Source organism: Massilia sp. 9I (genome assembly GCF_902506415.1).
In the GTDB taxonomy this organism is placed as follows: domain Bacteria; phylum Pseudomonadota; class Gammaproteobacteria; order Burkholderiales; family Burkholderiaceae_D; genus Telluria.
Window position 1 is genome coordinate 4122395 of record NZ_LR733275.1, and the last position, 15435, is coordinate 4137829.

The following is a 15435-nucleotide window of genomic DNA, read 5'->3' on the forward strand; positions in this document are numbered from 1 at the left end:
CGCCGTCTATGCGGGCTGGATGCGCTTGTTGCGTTGCATACACATGTGGAAACGCCCCGCTGGCGGGGCGTTGCAGGAGACCTGTTTGCCGCCGGGTGTGCGGCCTCAGCCCTCGTATGGCGTGAAGGGGATGCCGTTGACGATCAGCTCGGCCACCCCTTCCTGGTTCTCGCCGCTTTCGCTGATCGCGGCCAGCACGTCGGCCAAGGTGGCCCGCTTGTTCTCGAGCACATCCAGCCAGTAGGCGTAGCCGGCCGCTTCCGGCTCGCGGTGCAGGATGTTCTTGTAGAAGCCCATGACGAGCTGGGCATTGGTTGGCGCGACACCGTACACCTCGGCGAACTCCTTCGAGGCCACGAAGCCTGCCGCGACCTGGAGCAGGGGGCTGCCCTTTTCCATGGTTTGCAGCCAGAAGCCCATGCCGCCCATGTCCGGAGAGCGGTCGAAAGCGGCGCGGTAGATGCGGAAGGCCTGGCCGGCCACGCCTTCGGTATCGAGCGCCAGGTGGGCGTCGGCGAAGACCAGGCGTTCTACCCCGGCCAGGGTGTCGGTGCCTGCTTCGGCGCTGCCGGCCTTGGCCACCACCCGGAACCCGTCGCCGACGCGCGTGACCGTGTAGTCGCTGGCCTTGCCGCCGTAGCGCGCGCTGTCCATGCCGGCGCCGCCGATCAGGGTGTCGTTGCCGGCGCCGCCGGTGAGCACGTCGTCGCCGTCGCCGCCGTCGAGCTTGTCGTTGCCGGTGCCGCCCGTCAGCTGGTCGCCGCCGCTGGTGCCGGTGCGTTCCTGGGGCGGCTGCGGGGCCAGCGTCGGCGCGGGTGTTGGGGCTGGCGTCGGAGCTGGCGTGGGCGCTGCCGTCGGGGCGGGAGTCGGCGCCTGGGTCGGAGGGGCGGTCGGGGCAGGAGTCGGTGCCTGGGTTGGAGGTAGGGTCGGCGCAGGAGTAGGCGCCGGTGTTGGAGGTGGCGGCGGAGGCGGAGCCGACGGATGCGGGTTGACGCCTTCGACGAAATTGGCCGCGGTGAGACTCGCGGCGTTGACGCCCGCCAGGGTCATCACCTTGATAAAGCCATAGCCGCTACCCGTGCCGTCCTTGTCATATTGCAGCACCGTGTCGGCGCCTTGCTGCACCAGGCGCAGATAACCGGCGCTTCCGAAAGCATCGGACACCGGCACGTACCAGCCGAGCGGTGCGAGCGCGATCTGGTCTCCATTGGCGCCGGCCTGGAAATCGGTGACGGTGTAGTTGACGGTGTCGGTTTCGAACACGTCGCGTCCCGCGCCGCCGCTCACGGTGGCCACATTGGCATTCGGTGCGTACGATTTCACCGTGAAGCGGTCGTTGCCCGCGCCGCCGGACATGATCGTGTGGGCGGTGGGTGAATCCGAGTACGACGACCAGAGTTGCAGGTGATCGTTGCCGTCGCCGCCATGCATCGTTGCATTGCCGAGTTGGTTGATCAGGACGTCGTCGCCCGCACCGCCGTCGAGAAAGTCGTCGCCCGTCGAAACCAGCATGTCATTGCCGGCGCCACCGAGCAGGGTGTCGCGTCCCCAGGAGTCGAAGATGCTGTCGTCGCCGTCACCGCCCTCGAGCAGGTCGTTGCCGCGCCCTCCCTCGAGGTGGTCTTTGCCGGCGCCGCCCTTCAGGATGTCGTCGAGCCAGCCGCCGCCAAGGAAATCGTCGCCATCCGTCCCGGTCCGGGTAAAACCCTTGGTCGATCCGTCCGGTGCCAGCGCCTGGGCGAAGTTGTCAGCAGTCAGCGCATTCTTGTCGACGTTCTTCAGCGTCACAAAGTCCATGTGGACGCCGCTCCCGGCGCCGTCGGGGTCGATCTGGAGCACGGTATCGGCGCCGCGCTGTACCAGGCGGTACTGGCCGCTGGCGAATGGGGAGACTTCCCCGTACGTGACGTAGCTTTCCATGCCGGACAACACATCGAGCACGTCACCAGCGGCGCCGGCGTGGAAGTCGGTAATCGTGAGCGAGCCGCGCGACGGCAGCCAGTGGAACCAGAAGCTGTCCTTGCCGGCGCCGCCCGCCATCTCGACGTCGAGACGGACGCCGCGCTCGGGATCGATCTTGATGAGGTCGTCACCGGCATCGCCCTGCAGCAGCACGCGGTGTCCCGGGACGTCGAATTCATACAGCGACTGCAGGACCAGGGTATCGTTGCCGTCGCCGCCGCGCAGGATATCGTTGCCCCACCTCGTGATCAGCTGGTCATTGCCGGCGCCGCCATCGAGGATGTCGTCCCCGGTGGCGAGCAGGGCGGCATTCCAGGCGCCTGGAGGACTGCGCTCGTAGTAGTCGCCCAATAGCAGGTCGTCGCCGTCGCCGCCTTTCAGATGGTCGTTGCCGGCCGAGCCGATCAGCTCGTCGTTGCCGGCTCCCCCGGAGATGTCGTCGTCCAGCCAGCCGCCCGCGAGCAGCTCGTCCGCTGCCGTGCCGACGATGGTGCGGCCGGTGTTGGAGCCATCCGGGTTGAAGCCCCAGAGAATGTTGGCGGCGCCGATTGCCGCCTTGTCGATGCCCACGAAGACGATCACGTCGCGATAGACGGGCACGCCGTTTTCCGTGACGCGCGCCTGCAGCACCGCATCCGGTCCGCGCTGCTCGATGCGCAGGCCGTTCGTGGGAGCGAAGGGATTCGGCCCGTCCGCCCCGCTGATCAGGGCGCCCAGGTCGACCAGGTCGCCACCTTCGCCGGTCTGGAAGTCCAGGATCTTGAATGGCGCGGTGCGCGGCACGTCGAACATCCGGTAGGTGTCGCGTCCGGCGCCGCCGTCGGCCACGACGTTCAGCACGTGGTTTCCGCTCAGGCCAGCGGTGAAGAAGTCGTCGCCTTCGCCGCCATGCATCAGGATGGTCGATGCCGGACCGGTGTAAATCAAGTTGCCTGCGGAGAGATTGTCGTTGCCCGCTCCGCCGTCGAGCACCATGTTGCCGCCGCTTCCGAACAGCGTGTCGTTGCCGGCGCCGCCCAGCAGCTCGCCGCCATCGGGAGAGCTGCTCGACAGCTCATCGTCGCCGTCGCCGCCCTCGAGGCGGTTGAAGCCGGCGTTGTCGGTGAGCTTGTCGCGCCCGGCCCCGCCGTACAGCCGGTCGTTGCCGGCCTCGCCGTACAGGAGGTCATCGCCGTCGTCGCCGTACAGGCTGTCGGCGCCGCCTCCGCCGTACAGCCAGTCGATACCGCCCCCGCCGCGCAGCGTGTCGTCGAGGCGCCCGCCCGTCATCTTGTCGTGTTCCGCGGTTCCGCTGCGCTCGTGCCCAACGGGCGAACCGTCCGGGCGCGCGCCATCGATGAAGTTTTCGCCGGTGAGCGCGTCGCGCGCGACGTTGCGCAGGATGACGACATCCTGCCAGCCCGTGACCGAACCGGTTCCGAGGCGTTGCAGGACCGTGTCGCTGCCGCGCTGCTCGAGGCGCAGCTGACTCAGGGGCGGACCGAAGGGGTTGCCGCTGTTTTCCTTGTAGTCGATCAGCGAGAATGCGTCGAGCAGGTCGCCGCCCGCACCCGCGGTGAAGTCGGTGATCGCCAGCATCGGCATCGCCATGCTGCTACCGAAGACATAGGTGTCGCGGCCGGCACCGCCGCTAGCCTCGACCTGCACGCTCGTCCTGGCCCATGCGGCCATGACGATGGTGTCGTCGCCGGCCCCGGCATCGATCCGCATCGGCGGCTGCGCCGCAAGGTTGTGGCCGTACCAGGAGACGACAATGCGGTCGTTGCCGGTACCTCCCAGGACGACATCGGCATCGAGCGAGGCTTCGATATCGTCGTCGCCGGCGCCGCCGTCGATGGTGATGGCGTAAGCCTTGCCGTCATCGGGGAAACCGAAGCCTGGGGCGGTCCGAATTTTATCGTTGCCGTTGCCTCCTTCGAGCACGTTATTGCCCAAGGTATCGAGCAACAGGTCGTCGCCGTCGCCGCCACTCAGCTTATCGTCGCCTTCTCCGCCATCGAGTTTGTCATCCCCCATGCCGCCGCGCAGCGTGTCGTTTCCCATGCCGCCCGACAGGCTGTCGCCGTAAAACCGTTCGTCGCCACCTTCGAGCAGGTCGTCGCCCTTGCCGCCCGAAAGGATGTCGCGGCCTTCGCCGCCGCGGATCGTGTCGTCGAGGTCCTCGCCCTCGAGGACATCCTCGCCGTCGGTGCCGACGATGGTGTAGCCGACGTCGCTGCCGCCCCAGTCATAGCCGCCGCTGAAGCTGGCGCGCGACAGCTGAGACAGGTTGGTGCCGGCCAGCGTGGCCAGCAGCCGGAACGTGTGCACCGCACCGGCTGCGCCGTCGCTGTCGAGATAGATCCGCACATCGCTGCCGGCCTGTTCGGCCTTCAGATAGCCAGCCGGGCCAAACGGGTTATCGCCAAGCTTGGCGGGGACGAGGGCGCGCAGGTCCAGGCGGTCGCCCTGGAGTGTGTCGAAATCGTCGATCCGCAGCTGGGAACGCGGGCTGATGATGGCGAAGATGTCGGCGCCCGTGCCACCTTGCGCCGTCACGATGACCTGGTCCGATACGGTGTTGATCTGCAGCAGGTCGTCGCCCGCGCCGCCGGACAGGCGGACCGTGCGCGCAGTGCTGTTGCCGGCATCGACAGCCGTGAGCGTGTCCTTGCCATCCCCGCCCAGCAAGGTGTCGGCGCCGTTACCTCCCGAGAGCGTATCGTCTCCGGCGCCGCCGTCGAGCACATTGGCGCCGCTGGAAGCGACGCTCAGCGTATCGTTGCCGATTCCCCCCTCGAGCCGGTTGCTTCCGGTGCGGTCGCCGCTTTCGTCGAGGCGGTCGTTGCCGGCGCCGCCGAGCAGCACATCGTCGCCGCTACCGCCCACCAGCCCGTCGTCGCCGTCGCCGCCGTCGATCGTGTCGTCGCCGCCACTGCCCAGCAGGTAGTCGTAGCCGTCGTGCCCACGGATAGTATCGTTCATGAGCGTGCCCGTCAGCGTGTCCCACGACGCCGTGCCCTCCAGCGTCAAGCCGACCTGCGAACCGGCTGGGTCGATGTCGCCGGCGAAGTTCGCGCGCGTCAGGCGGCTGGGCGCGACCCCGACCAGCTTCAGCAGGGACTGGTAGCTTGCAGGCGTATCGGCCGTGCGCAGCTGGAGCAAGGTGTCGGCGCCATCCGCTACCAGGCGCAGGAACCCATTCCCGAATGGGTTGCCGTTGTAATCGGCTGCCAGCAGCCCCAGCACGTCGATGCGGTCGCCGTTCGCACCGGGCGTAAAGTCGGTAATCCGCACCAGGTCCGCGGCGCCGGCGGCGAGGCCGGCTACCCGAAGCACGTAGGTGTCGGCGCCGCTTCCGCCCTTCAGGTCGATGCCGGCATCGGCCGGGCTGTCCCACAAGAGCTCGATGAAGTCGTCGCCGGCGCCGGCATCGGCGACCGAACTGGTGGCATCGGCGCCGGTCATCGTGATGTACAAGCGATCATTGCCGGCGCCGCCGGCATAGTCCACGCCGCCGTAGCCCTCGAGCCTGTCGTTCCCCTCGCCGCCATCGAGCCTGCCGCTCGCCGCCTTGCCGGCATACAGCTGGTCATTACCCTCGCCGCCGAGCAGGACGTTCGCGCCGGCGTCATCCCGGAGCACGTCGTCGCCCGTCCCGCCATCGAGCAGGTCGTCACCGGCGCCGCCGGCCAGGTTGTCGTTGTCGGCGTCGCCGTACAGCTTGTCGTCGCCGTCGCCTCCTCTGAGATAGTCCGTGCCGCGGTCGCCATGCAGGATATCGTCGCCGCCATACCCATACAGGGAGTCGCTGCCGCCGGCGCCGGAGATCGTGTCCGCGAAATCGCTTCCATGTATCCAGTCGGATTGCTCGGTGCCCGTCGCGTTGACGGCCCTGGGGCTGATGCCCGTTTCGAAGGACAGCCAGAGGCCGTAGGACTGATTTACCGGATTGCCGGCCAAGTCGAGAACGACCTGCGGATCGAACACGATGTTATAAATGGTTTTCACCCTCAGCTCGTCCGGTGGATCGAAGCTGATCGTGTTGCCTTCCACCGTGATGCGCGCATCGGTGCCAACATCGGCCGAATACACCAGGCCTACGCCCTCGGCATACAGCTTCAGGGTGCCGCTGCCGAGCTTGACCGGCTCATTGAAAGTGAAGACCAGGTTGGCGCCTACCGCGTGGTCCCTGGCGGGCCCGGATACCAGGGTCGGGCCCGTGGTGTCGGCGTCTCCGGATGCCGCAGCGCCCGTGGCGACGTATTGGCGTACTGGTGCGGGGAGGGTGTCCGGCTGCGTGCTCATATTCAAGGGCGTAGGCGAAAGATAATTGCTGAATATCACCCACCGGGCCTTGCAAGTCTATAAATATTTTGGCAAGGTTTTCGAATTATGCCGAGCGCATGTCAACTGTTGTAGGACGTCGTTTGGAATGGCCGGTACGATGGTCCAGATGCAGGAACGCCCCGGAGGGCCGGGGCGTTCAGGCGATACTTTTCGGCGGGAGGTGGCTCAGCCAGCCTGCTCGATGCGGCTCAGCCGCTGGCCATAGATGCCCCAGGTGACCGGCTCTCCGTCGACCGTGGCCTTGAGGGCCCAGCCGGTGCCGATCTTCTCGACCGTCACCTCGGTTTCCAGCTCTTTCGCTACCTTCTCGGCCCAGGTCCGGGCTGCGCCCTGGCCCTTGAACAGTTCCTGGCCCTCGAAGACGACGGTGGCGTCGAATACGGAAGCGGAGAAGATGCTCATGCCTTGAGCGCGCGAATGGCGTTCAGCACCGGCTGCAGCACCGCGCCGCCCAGGCGCGCGCTGCGGGCGCCGTCCCAGCCCACCTGCGGGTCAGGATCGTTGGCGTTGTCCTTGAACGGCAGTTCCAGGGTCAGGGACAGGCAGCCGAAGGCGTGGGTGATGTGCGAGGAACCCATGGTCAGGGTCTCGTCGGTGAACGGGGTCTTGCCGTAGCCGTGCACGTCCTGGAAGTCCGGGCTGGCGATCTTGAAGTCCTCGATGAAGCGCTGCTGCTGCGCGGCTTGCGCGTCGGTCCAGGTCGGGAGCGATTCGCTGCCGGCCACGAACACGTAGGGCAGGCCTTCGTCGCCGTGCACGTCGAGGCACAGGTCGACGCCGATCTCGTGCATCTTCTTCAGAACCAGGAACACTTCCGGGCTGCGCTCCATGCTCGGGTTCATCCACTCGCGGTTCAGGTTGGCGCCGGCCGCGTTGGTGCGCAGGTTGCCGCGCACCGAGCCGTCCGGGTTCATGTTCGGCACCACGTAGAACACGGTTTCTTTCAGGAGCTGGCGTCCGAACGGGTGCGCCGGGTCCAGCAGCGCGTCGAGCATGCCTTCGACGAACCACTCGGCCATGGTCTCGCCCGGATGCTGGCGTGCGATCACCCAGACCTTCTTCTTTTCAGGCGAAGCTTCGCCGATGACCAGCATATTCAGGTCGCGGCCGTCGATGGTGTTGCCGAGGTCGAGCATGCGCACGTTCTCCGACATCTGGGCGCGGTCGAGCAGCTCCAGGTGGCGTTCCCACGAATAGGGTTCGAAATAGGCGTAGTACACGCTGTCCATGCCCGGGGTGTGCTCGATCGTCATCACCTGGCCGTCGTACGAGGTCGGCACGCGGAACCAGTTCACGCGGTCGTAGCTCGCCATCGCCTGGTAGCCTTCCCAGCCGGCCGGATAGGCGGCCTGGCCCGCGTTCAGGAAGCGGATGGTGCAGGCCTGGCCTTGCGCGCCCTGCAGGCGGAAGTAGAACCACTGGATGATGTCGGCGTGTGAGTCCTTGCGGATGTTCAGGTCGATGGCGTTCGCGCTCGTGGCGTTCACGACCTCGATGGCGCCAGCGTCGAACTGGCTGCTGATCTTGATAGACATGGTGTGTCCTGGTGTTGAGTGTTGGGTAAAACGCTGATCATACCGCGTAGTGTGCGACTAAGCCAAACCGCCGAAGCGCTCGTAGAAGGCGTCGTCGGCCGGCGGCGTGGCGGCATCTTCCTTGCCCAGCATGGCCATGATGTGCTCTTCGGCCCTGGCCTGGGTGCGGCGATAGACCTGCTGCGCCAGCGCGTAAGCATCCGATCCCGGCCACGGGGCGGGTAGCAGTTCGAGCGGTAGCATCGGGTCGTGCAGCTGAACACGGCGGTAAGCGTGGATCAGCAGGGTGCGGATGGCGAAGGCGTCTTGCGGGCTGATGTCGTCATTCAGCGCCAGCAGCGGCGTGAAGCTGTCGATGAACTGGTGGTAGGCGGCGACCACGCCGGACAGGTCCCAGGCGTCGCCCACCAGTTCGGGCAGCGGGCGCGAGCCGACGCCGGGCAGTTCGGTGGCGTCGCAGACGAAGACTTTTCCGTCGGCCCGGGTGCGCGCCAGGATCTCGTGCAGGGTGTCGCGGCTCGGGGCCGGATGCGCCATCACGCCGGTGGCCAGCATGGCGAAGCCTTCCCACTCCAGTTCCTTGCGCAGCAGGGCGCGCAGGTCGCCGTCGATGCTGCCGCTCGGCGCCAGCACGAAGCTCCAGCGGCCGTCCCAATGCAGGCCCGGCGCCGAATAGATGCGGCGGTTGGCGCGCTCGAAACGCGGCAGGGCCTGCGGTTCCAGCGCGTAGCGGCTGCGCCGGCCTTCGCGGCTGGCGACCAGCCAGCCTTCCTGCACCAGGCGGAACACGCTGGTGCGTACCAGGCGGTCCGAGACGCCCAGGGGCGCCAGCAGCTCGATCATGCTGCCCAGCCAGAAGGCGCCGCCGTGCGGGGCGATGGCGTCGCCGCACAGGGTCATCACCAGCGATTTATGGCGCGGCGGGTCGTTCGTCAGGAAGCGGTCGATCCACTCCGCGCTGCTGAGTTGTGGCATTGATAAGACCTCAATATGATTCAAAATTTCGGTGTACATCCGATTTTTTGTATCGTATTATGGATTGGTGAGGTTTGCAACGGAGACCAGACATGTACGCACAGATGGTGGAGACCGGACTCAAGAAAGTCCGTACCGAGGAAGACATGAGCGCGGAAGAAGCCGCGTTCCAGGCGCGCATCGACGCCGGCATCAAGATCGAGCCGAAGGACTGGATGCCCGAGGCCTACCGCAAGACCCTGATCCGCCAGATCTCGCAGCACGCGCACAGCGAGATCGTCGGCCAGCTCCCGGAAGGGAACTGGGTCACGCGCGCCCCGACCCTGCAGCGCAAGTCGGTCCTGCTGGCCAAGATCCAGGACGAGGCCGGCCACGGCCTGTACCTGTACAGCGCGGCCGAGACCCTGGGCGTGTCGCGCGACGAGCTGCTGCAGGCCCTGCATGCGGGCAAAGCCAAGTACTCGAGCATCTTCAATTACCCGACCCTGAGCTGGGCCGACATGGGCGCCATCGGCTGGCTGGTGGACGGCTCGGCCATCATCAATCAGATTCCGCTGTGCCGCTGTTCCTACGGTCCGTATGCGCGCGCCATGATCCGCGTCTGCAAGGAAGAGTCCTTCCACGCGCGCCAGGGCTACGACATCATGATGGCGCTTGCCAGGGGCACGCCGGAGCAGAAGGCGATGGCGCAGGATGCGCTGAACCGCTGGTGGTGGCCGTCCCTGATGATGTTCGGTCCGTCGGATGCCGAGTCGGTGAACAGCGCGCAGTCGACCGCCTGGCGCATCAAGCTGTTCTCGAATGACGAACTGCGCCAGCGCATGGTCGACCAGACCGTGCCGCAGGCCGAATACCTGGGCCTGACCATCCCCGATCCGGACCTGAAATGGAATGAAGAGCGCGGCTCCTACGACTTCGGCGAGATCGACTGGAGCGAGTTCCATAACGTCCTGAAGGGCAACGGCCCTTGCAACCGCGAGCGCCTGCGCACCCGCGTGAAAGCCTACGAAGACGGCGAATGGTTCCGCGACGCGCTGGTCGCCCACGCCGAAAAGAAAGCCGCCCGCAAGGCCGCGGCATAAAAACGGAGACATGAAATGAGCAAAGAATGGCCGCTGTGGGAAGTCTTCATCCGCAGCCAGCACGGCCTGGCCCACAAGCACGTGGGCAGCCTGCACGCACCTGACGCCGAGATGGCGATCAACAACGCACGCGACGTCTACACCCGCCGCAACGAAGGCGTCAGCATCTGGGTCGTGCGCGCCCAGGACATCGTCGCCAGCAGCCCGAGCGACAAGGAAGCCCTGTTCGAGCCGGCCAACAGCAAGGTGTACCGCCACCCGACCTTCTTCCCGATGCCGGAAGAAGTCAAGAACCTGTAAGCCGCCATGGACGCGAAGATCGAATACCTTCTCCGCCAGGGCGACAACGCGCTGATCCTGTCGCAGCAGCTGTGCCAGCTGTGCGGCAAGGGTCCGGCGCTGGAAGAAGACATGGCGCTGTCGAACGTGGCGCTCGACCTGCTGGGCCAGACCCGCATGTGGCTGAGCTATGCCGGCGAGCTGGAAGGCAAGGGCCGCGACGAAGACCGCCTGGCCTTCCACCGCGATGCCAACGAATACCGCAACTGCCAGCTGGTGGAGCAGCCGAACGGCAGTTATGCCGAGGTCATGGTGCGCCAGTTCCTGTTCGATACCTGGCACTACTTCCTGATGGACGGCCTGACGCGCTCCAGCGATGCGCGCATCGCCGAGATCGCGCAGAAGTCGATCAAGGAAGTGACCTACCACCTGCGCCGCTCGGGCGACCTGGTGGTGCGCCTGGGCGACGGCACCGAGGTCAGCCACGGCAAGATGCAGGCGGCGCTGGACGAGCTGTGGATGTACAGCGGCGAGATGTTCATTTATGACGCCGTCGACAACGCGATGGTGGAGCAGGGCGTGGCCCCTAGCAGCGAAGCGCTGCGCCAGCTGTGCCTCGACCACATGGCCGAAGTGTTCGCGGAAGCGACCTTGCGCATGCCCTCACCTGAGGCCTACATGCAGCGCGGCGGCAAGCAGGGCCGCCACACCGAACGCCTCGGCTACATCCTGGCCGAGATGCAGTTCCTGCAGCGCGCCTATCCGGGAGCGCAGTGGTAATGAGCACGGTAGGCGTCAGCCTCGATCAGGTCTGGAGCTGGCTCGGCGAAGTCGCCGATCCGGAGATCCCGGTCATCTCGGTGGTGGACCTCGGCATCATCCGCGACGTCGCCATGGACGGCGACACCTGGGTAGTGACGATCACGCCAACCTACTCCGGCTGCCCGGCGATGCAGGTCATCGCGGACGCGGTGAAGGAAGCCCTGCAGGCCCATGGCCTGGAAGACGTGCGCATCGCCACCCGCCTGGCGCCCGCCTGGACCACCGACTGGATGAGCGAGACCGGCAAGGCGGCTCTCAAGGGCTACGGCATCGCGCCGCCGGTGCAGCAGGCGATCGACATCAGCGGCCTGCATGCCGGCATCCGCCGCCGCGCCGCGCCCGAGGTGGCCTGCCCGCACTGCGGCTCGCCGCATACCCAGCTGACCAGCGAGTTCGGCTCGACGCCTTGCAAGGCGCTGTACAAGTGCCTCGACTGCCGCGAGCCTTTTGATTACTTCAAATGCCATTGAGAGCATGAGCAAATTCTATCCACTGACCGTGGCGAAGGTGAAGCATGAAACCCGCGACGCCATCGCCGTCACCTTCGACGTGCCGTCCGAACTAAAGCCGCAATTCGCCTACCAGCAGGGCCAGCACCTGACCCTGCGCGCGATGATCGACGGCGAGGATGTGCGCCGTTCCTATTCGATCTGCTCGGCCGTGCAGGACGAAACCCTGCGTGTGGCGATCAAGCGCGTCGCCGGCGGCCAGTTCTCGACCTGGGCCAACGAAGCGCTCAAACCCGGCGCCACGCTGGAAGTGATGCCGCCGATGGGCCACTTCAACGTACCGCTGGACCCCGAGAGCGAGCGCCACTACCTGGCGTTTGCCGCCGGCAGCGGCATCACGCCGATCCTGTCGATCGTGAAGACCACGCTCAAGGCCGAGCCGAAGAGCCGCTTCACCATCGTGTATGGCAACCGCGCCTCGTCGAGCGTGATCTTCCGCGATGAGCTGAGCGAGCTTAAGGACACCTACATGGACCGGCTCAAGCTGGTGTATGTGATGAGCCGCGAGCAGCAGGATATCGAACTGTTCAACGGCCGCATCACGGAAGAGAAGTGCGGCCATTTCCTTCGCCACTGGATCGACATCCGCGACATCGACGTGGCCTTCATCTGCGGCCCGGAAGACATGATGCACGGCGTCTCCCGTTCGCTGCAGGCGGCCGGGCTGGCGAAAGAGAAGATCCGTATCGAGCTGTTCGCCGCCAGCATCCCCAAGCACGAGCACAAGCCGCGCAAGGTGGAGGCGGGGCAGCAGCATCAGACTGAAGTCACCGTCATCATGGACGGCAACGCCGCCAGCTTCACGATGGACAAGGACAAGGAGTCCTTGCTGGACGCCGGCCTGCGCGCGGGCATCGACATGCGCTACTCGTGCAAGGGCGGCGTGTGCTCGACCTGCCGCTGCAAGGTGCTCGACGGCCAGGTGGAGATGGACGTGAACTACGCGCTGGAAGACTACGAAGTCGCGCGCGGATTTGTACTCAGCTGCCAGAGCTTCCCGATTACCGACAAGGTGGTTGTGGACTTCGATATCGCCGAATAGGCCAGTTAGCAGAGAAACCGTCGTTCCGGCGAAGGCCGGAACCCAATTTGACTTTCGCAACGAACCGCCAAACTTGGATTCCCGCCTTCGCGGGAATGACGGAGCACAGGACAACAATAAAAATTGGAGACACCCATGACCTACGAATCCATCCAGTTCAAGATCGACAACGGCATCGCCCTCCTGACCCTGAACCGCCCGGATCGCCTGAACAGCTTCACCCAGGCCATGCACCTCGAAGTGCGCGACGCCCTCGACAAACTGCAAGCCGATAAATCCGTGCGCGTGCTGGTGCTGACCGGCGCCGGCCGCGGCTTCTGCGCGGGCCAGGACCTGTCCGACCGCGCCGTCGAACCCGGCGCCCCCGGCGTCGACCTCGGCGAATCGGTCGAGAAGTTCTACGCCCCGCTGGTCATGACCCTGAAGTCGCTGCCGATGCCGGTCATCTGCGCCGTCAACGGCGTCGCCGCCGGCGCCGGCGCCAACCTGGCCCTGGCCTGCGACATCGTGCTGGCGGCGAAATCGGCCAGCTTCATCGAAGCCTTCTGCAAGCTGGGCCTGATTCCCGATACCGGCGGCACCTGGCACCTGCCGCGCCTGATCGGCCAGGCGCGCGCCTCCGGCCTGGCCATGCTGGGCGAAAAACTGAGCGCCGAGAAGGCCGAGCAGTGGGGGCTGATCTGGGCCTGCGTCCCGGACGAAGCCCTGATGGACCAGGCCATAGCCATGGCCGAGCACTTCGCCGCAGCGCCTACCAAAGGTCTGGCCTTCACCAAGAAAGCCTTGCAGGCCAGCTGGGCCAACACCCTGCCGGAACAGCTCAAGCTGGAAGGCGAGATGATGCGCGAACTGGGCTACAGCCACGACTACCGAGAAGGCGTCGCCGCCTTCATCGCCAAGCGCCCGGCGCACTTCAAGGGAGAATAAGATGGCGGCACTCGACAAGGGCAGCATCGTCGCCGTCGTCGGCAGCGGCGCCATGGGCTCGGGCATCGCCCAGGTCGCGGCCAGCGCCGGCCACCAGGTGCTGCTGTTCGATACCCGCCTGGAAGCGGCGGACAAAGCGATTGCGGAGATTGGCAAGACCTACGCCAAGCTGGTGGAGAAGGGCCGCATGGAGGCTGGCGCAGCGGACGAGGCACGCGCACGCCTCAAGCGCATCGGCACACTGCAGGAGGCCGCTGGCGCCGCACTGGTGGTCGAAGCCATCGTCGAGAACCTGGACGCCAAGCGCGCCCTGTTCGGTGAACTCGAAACCATCGTCGGCGACGACTGCATCCTGGCCACCAATACTTCGTCGATCTCCGTCACCGCCATCGCTGCGCAACTGCGCCGCCCGGAACGACTGGTCGGCATGCACTTTTTCAATCCGGTGCCCCTGATGGCGCTGGTCGAAGTCATTAGCGGCATCGCCACCGACAAGGCGGTCGCGGAGACCACCTACGACACCGCCCAAGCCTGGGGCAAGAACCCGGTGCATGCGAAGTCGACGCCCGGCTTCATCGTCAACCGCGTCGCCCGGCCATACTATGCGGAGGCGCTGCGCCTGCTGCTGGAGCAGGCGGCCGAGCCGGCCACCATCGACGCCGTGCTGCGCGACTGCGGCGGTTTCCGCATGGGCCCCTTCGAGCTGATGGACCTGATCGGCCATGACGTCAACTTCTCGGTCACGAACTCGGTCTACAACGCCTACTTCGGCGACCCGCGCTTCACCCCCTCGATCCTGCAGCAGGAACTGGTCAACGCCGGCTTCCTGGGCCGCAAGACCGGCCGCGGTTTCTACCGCTATGGCGAGGGCGTCGAGAAGCCTGCGCCGCAGACGGAAACCGCGCAGCCACGCCCCGAATCGGTCGCGCTGATCGGCAGTGAATCCGCACAGCTCGAGCCCCTGGCCGCCCGCATTGCCGCCGCAGGCTTCGACATGGCGCGCGAGGAAACCCTGGATGCCACCCCAGGCTTCCTGTGCCAGGGCGCGGCCGTGTACCTGACCGATGGCCGCACGGCGACCGAGCGCGCGGCAGAAGCGTGGCACGACGACACGGTGATCTACGATCTGCTGCTGGACGCCGCCGGCGCCACCCGCATTGCGCTGGCCCGCGCCGACCAGTGCAGCATTGAGGCCTACCACGCCGTGGTCGGCATGTTCCAGGCCGCCGGCTTTGCGGTCACGCGCCTGGACGACGTGCCCGGCATGGCCGTGATGCGCACGGTCGCCATGCTGGCCAACGAAGCGGCAGACGCCGTCAATCAGGGCGTGTGCAGCGCGCTTGCTGTCGACATCGCCATGCAGAAGGGCGTCAACTACCCGCGCGGTCCGCTCGCCTGGGCCGACAGCGTCGGGCTGGAGCACATCGTCGCGGTGCTGGCCAACCTGGCCACCAGCTATGGGGAAGACCGCTACCGCGTGTCGCCGCTGCTGCGCCGGAAGATCGCCGCCAATCCGCACGGAGCGAAGTTCCATGCATAGCGACCCGCAGGCATTGGCCGAGCTGGCCGGCAAGACCATGTACGAACGCGACCCGGCCAGCCAGGCGCTGGGCATGCTGCTCGATGAGATCCGCCCCGGCTACGCGCGCATGTCGATGCGCGTGCGTGGCGACATGCTCAACGGGCACGCGACCTGCCACGGCGGCTACATCTTCATGCTGGCCGACAGCGCCTTCGCATTCGCCTGCAACTCGCACAACTTCAATACCGTGGGCGCCGGCTGCACCATCGATTACCTGGCGCCAGGCCGCGAAGGCGACGTGCTGGTGGCCGAGGCGGTCGAGCAGGCGCTGCAAGGCAAGACCGGCGTCTACGACATCAAGGTGAGCAACCAGGAAGGGCGCACGGTAGCGCTGTTCCGTGGGAAGTCGCACCGCGTGAGCGGCATGGTGGCAGAGGTCGCGCAGTAAAGG

The 15435-nt window shown here is 66.3% G+C and carries 12 protein-coding genes; 8 read left to right on the plus strand and 4 right to left on the minus strand.

Features of this window, described 5'->3' with window-relative positions:
• Nucleotides 1–105: 105 nt before the first annotated feature.
• From GV068_RS25285 to paaX, 4 genes are all read right to left on the minus strand, one after another.
• A complete protein-coding gene (locus GV068_RS25285) occupies nucleotides 106–6249 on the minus strand; it encodes a type I secretion C-terminal target domain-containing protein (protein ID WP_159701079.1) in 6144 nt (2047 codons plus the stop codon).
• 207 nt (nucleotides 6250–6456) lie between these two features.
• Nucleotides 6457–6693 carry a hypothetical protein gene (locus tag GV068_RS18440; RefSeq protein ID WP_159701082.1) on the minus strand — a complete coding sequence of 79 codons (237 nt, stop codon included), beginning with the start codon at nucleotides 6691–6693 and terminating at the stop codon, nucleotides 6457–6459.
• Complete coding sequence (locus GV068_RS18445; protein WP_159701085.1) at nucleotides 6690–7826, minus strand: M14-type cytosolic carboxypeptidase; 1137 nt, start codon at nucleotides 7824–7826, stop codon at nucleotides 6690–6692. Before GV068_RS18445 ends, GV068_RS18440 begins: the two co-directional genes overlap by 4 nt.
• A 57-nt stretch (nucleotides 7827–7883) precedes the next feature.
• Nucleotides 7884–8801, minus strand: coding sequence for a phenylacetic acid degradation operon negative regulatory protein PaaX (paaX, locus tag GV068_RS18450; protein ID WP_159701088.1), 918 nt, complete (start codon nucleotides 8799–8801; stop codon nucleotides 7884–7886).
• Nucleotides 8802–8893: 92 nt separating this feature from the next.
• Between paaX and paaA the strand changes: the two genes are divergently transcribed.
• The 8 genes from paaA to paaI all read left to right on the plus strand — a co-directional run bounded on the left by paaA (nucleotide 8894) and on the right by paaI (nucleotide 15432).
• Entirely contained in the window at nucleotides 8894–9883 is a 990-nt protein-coding gene (gene paaA / locus GV068_RS18455; protein ID WP_159701091.1) for a 1,2-phenylacetyl-CoA epoxidase subunit PaaA, read from the plus strand.
• Nucleotides 9884–9898: 15 nt separating this feature from the next.
• Nucleotides 9899–10183, plus strand: coding sequence for a 1,2-phenylacetyl-CoA epoxidase subunit PaaB (gene paaB, locus GV068_RS18460; RefSeq protein ID WP_159701094.1), 285 nt, complete (start codon nucleotides 9899–9901; stop codon nucleotides 10181–10183).
• Nucleotides 10184–10189: 6 nt separating this feature from the next.
• Nucleotides 10190–10942 carry a 1,2-phenylacetyl-CoA epoxidase subunit PaaC gene (paaC, locus tag GV068_RS18465; RefSeq protein WP_159701097.1) on the plus strand — a complete coding sequence of 251 codons (753 nt, stop codon included), beginning with the start codon at nucleotides 10190–10192 and terminating at the stop codon, nucleotides 10940–10942.
• The gene (paaD, locus tag GV068_RS18470) at nucleotides 10942–11454 is read left to right on the plus strand and encodes a 1,2-phenylacetyl-CoA epoxidase subunit PaaD (RefSeq protein WP_159701100.1); all 513 of its coding nucleotides are present in this window, start codon (nucleotides 10942–10944) and stop codon (nucleotides 11452–11454) included. Before paaC ends, paaD begins: the two co-directional genes overlap by 1 nt.
• 4 nt (nucleotides 11455–11458) lie before the next feature.
• Nucleotides 11459–12535, plus strand: coding sequence for a 1,2-phenylacetyl-CoA epoxidase subunit PaaE (paaE, locus tag GV068_RS18475; protein WP_159701103.1), 1077 nt, complete (start codon nucleotides 11459–11461; stop codon nucleotides 12533–12535).
• Between the two features lie 135 nt (nucleotides 12536–12670).
• Nucleotides 12671–13462, plus strand: a complete 792-nt coding sequence (gene paaG / locus GV068_RS18480; RefSeq protein WP_159701106.1) for a 2-(1,2-epoxy-1,2-dihydrophenyl)acetyl-CoA isomerase PaaG — start codon at nucleotides 12671–12673, stop codon at nucleotides 13460–13462.
• A gap of 1 nt (nucleotide 13463) precedes the next feature.
• Nucleotides 13464–15002: a 3-hydroxyacyl-CoA dehydrogenase PaaH gene (paaH, locus tag GV068_RS18485; protein ID WP_159701109.1), complete on the plus strand. Its 1539-nt coding sequence runs from the start codon at nucleotides 13464–13466 to the stop codon at nucleotides 15000–15002.
• Complete coding sequence (gene paaI, locus GV068_RS18490; protein ID WP_159701112.1) at nucleotides 14995–15432, plus strand: hydroxyphenylacetyl-CoA thioesterase PaaI; 438 nt, start codon at nucleotides 14995–14997, stop codon at nucleotides 15430–15432. The genes paaH and paaI overlap by 8 nt, the downstream gene beginning before the upstream one ends.
• Nucleotides 15433–15435: the final 3 nt, after the last annotated feature.

Bases quoted from the DNA above. Each gene is read 5' to 3' on its own strand.
- GV068_RS25285 (WP_159701079.1), bottom strand. From the start codon at position 6,249: ATGAGCACGCAGCCGGACACCCTCCCCGCACCAGTACGCCAATACGTC.
- GV068_RS18440 (WP_159701082.1), bottom strand. From the start codon at position 6,693: ATGAGCATCTTCTCCGCTTCCGTATTCGACGCCACCGTCGTCTTCGAG.
- GV068_RS18445 (WP_159701085.1), bottom strand. From the start codon at position 7,826: ATGTCTATCAAGATCAGCAGCCAGTTCGACGCTGGCGCCATCGAGGTC.
- paaX (WP_159701088.1), bottom strand. From the start codon at position 8,801: ATGCCACAACTCAGCAGCGCGGAGTGGATCGACCGCTTCCTGACGAAC.
- paaA (WP_159701091.1), top strand. From the start codon at position 8,894: ATGTACGCACAGATGGTGGAGACCGGACTCAAGAAAGTCCGTACCGAG.
- paaB (WP_159701094.1), top strand. From the start codon at position 9,899: ATGAGCAAAGAATGGCCGCTGTGGGAAGTCTTCATCCGCAGCCAGCAC.
- paaC (WP_159701097.1), top strand. From the start codon at position 10,190: ATGGACGCGAAGATCGAATACCTTCTCCGCCAGGGCGACAACGCGCTG.
- paaD (WP_159701100.1), top strand. From the start codon at position 10,942: ATGAGCACGGTAGGCGTCAGCCTCGATCAGGTCTGGAGCTGGCTCGGC.
- paaE (WP_159701103.1), top strand. From the start codon at position 11,459: ATGAGCAAATTCTATCCACTGACCGTGGCGAAGGTGAAGCATGAAACC.
- paaG (WP_159701106.1), top strand. From the start codon at position 12,671: ATGACCTACGAATCCATCCAGTTCAAGATCGACAACGGCATCGCCCTC.
- paaH (WP_159701109.1), top strand. From the start codon at position 13,464: ATGGCGGCACTCGACAAGGGCAGCATCGTCGCCGTCGTCGGCAGCGGC.
- paaI (WP_159701112.1), top strand. From the start codon at position 14,995: ATGCATAGCGACCCGCAGGCATTGGCCGAGCTGGCCGGCAAGACCATG.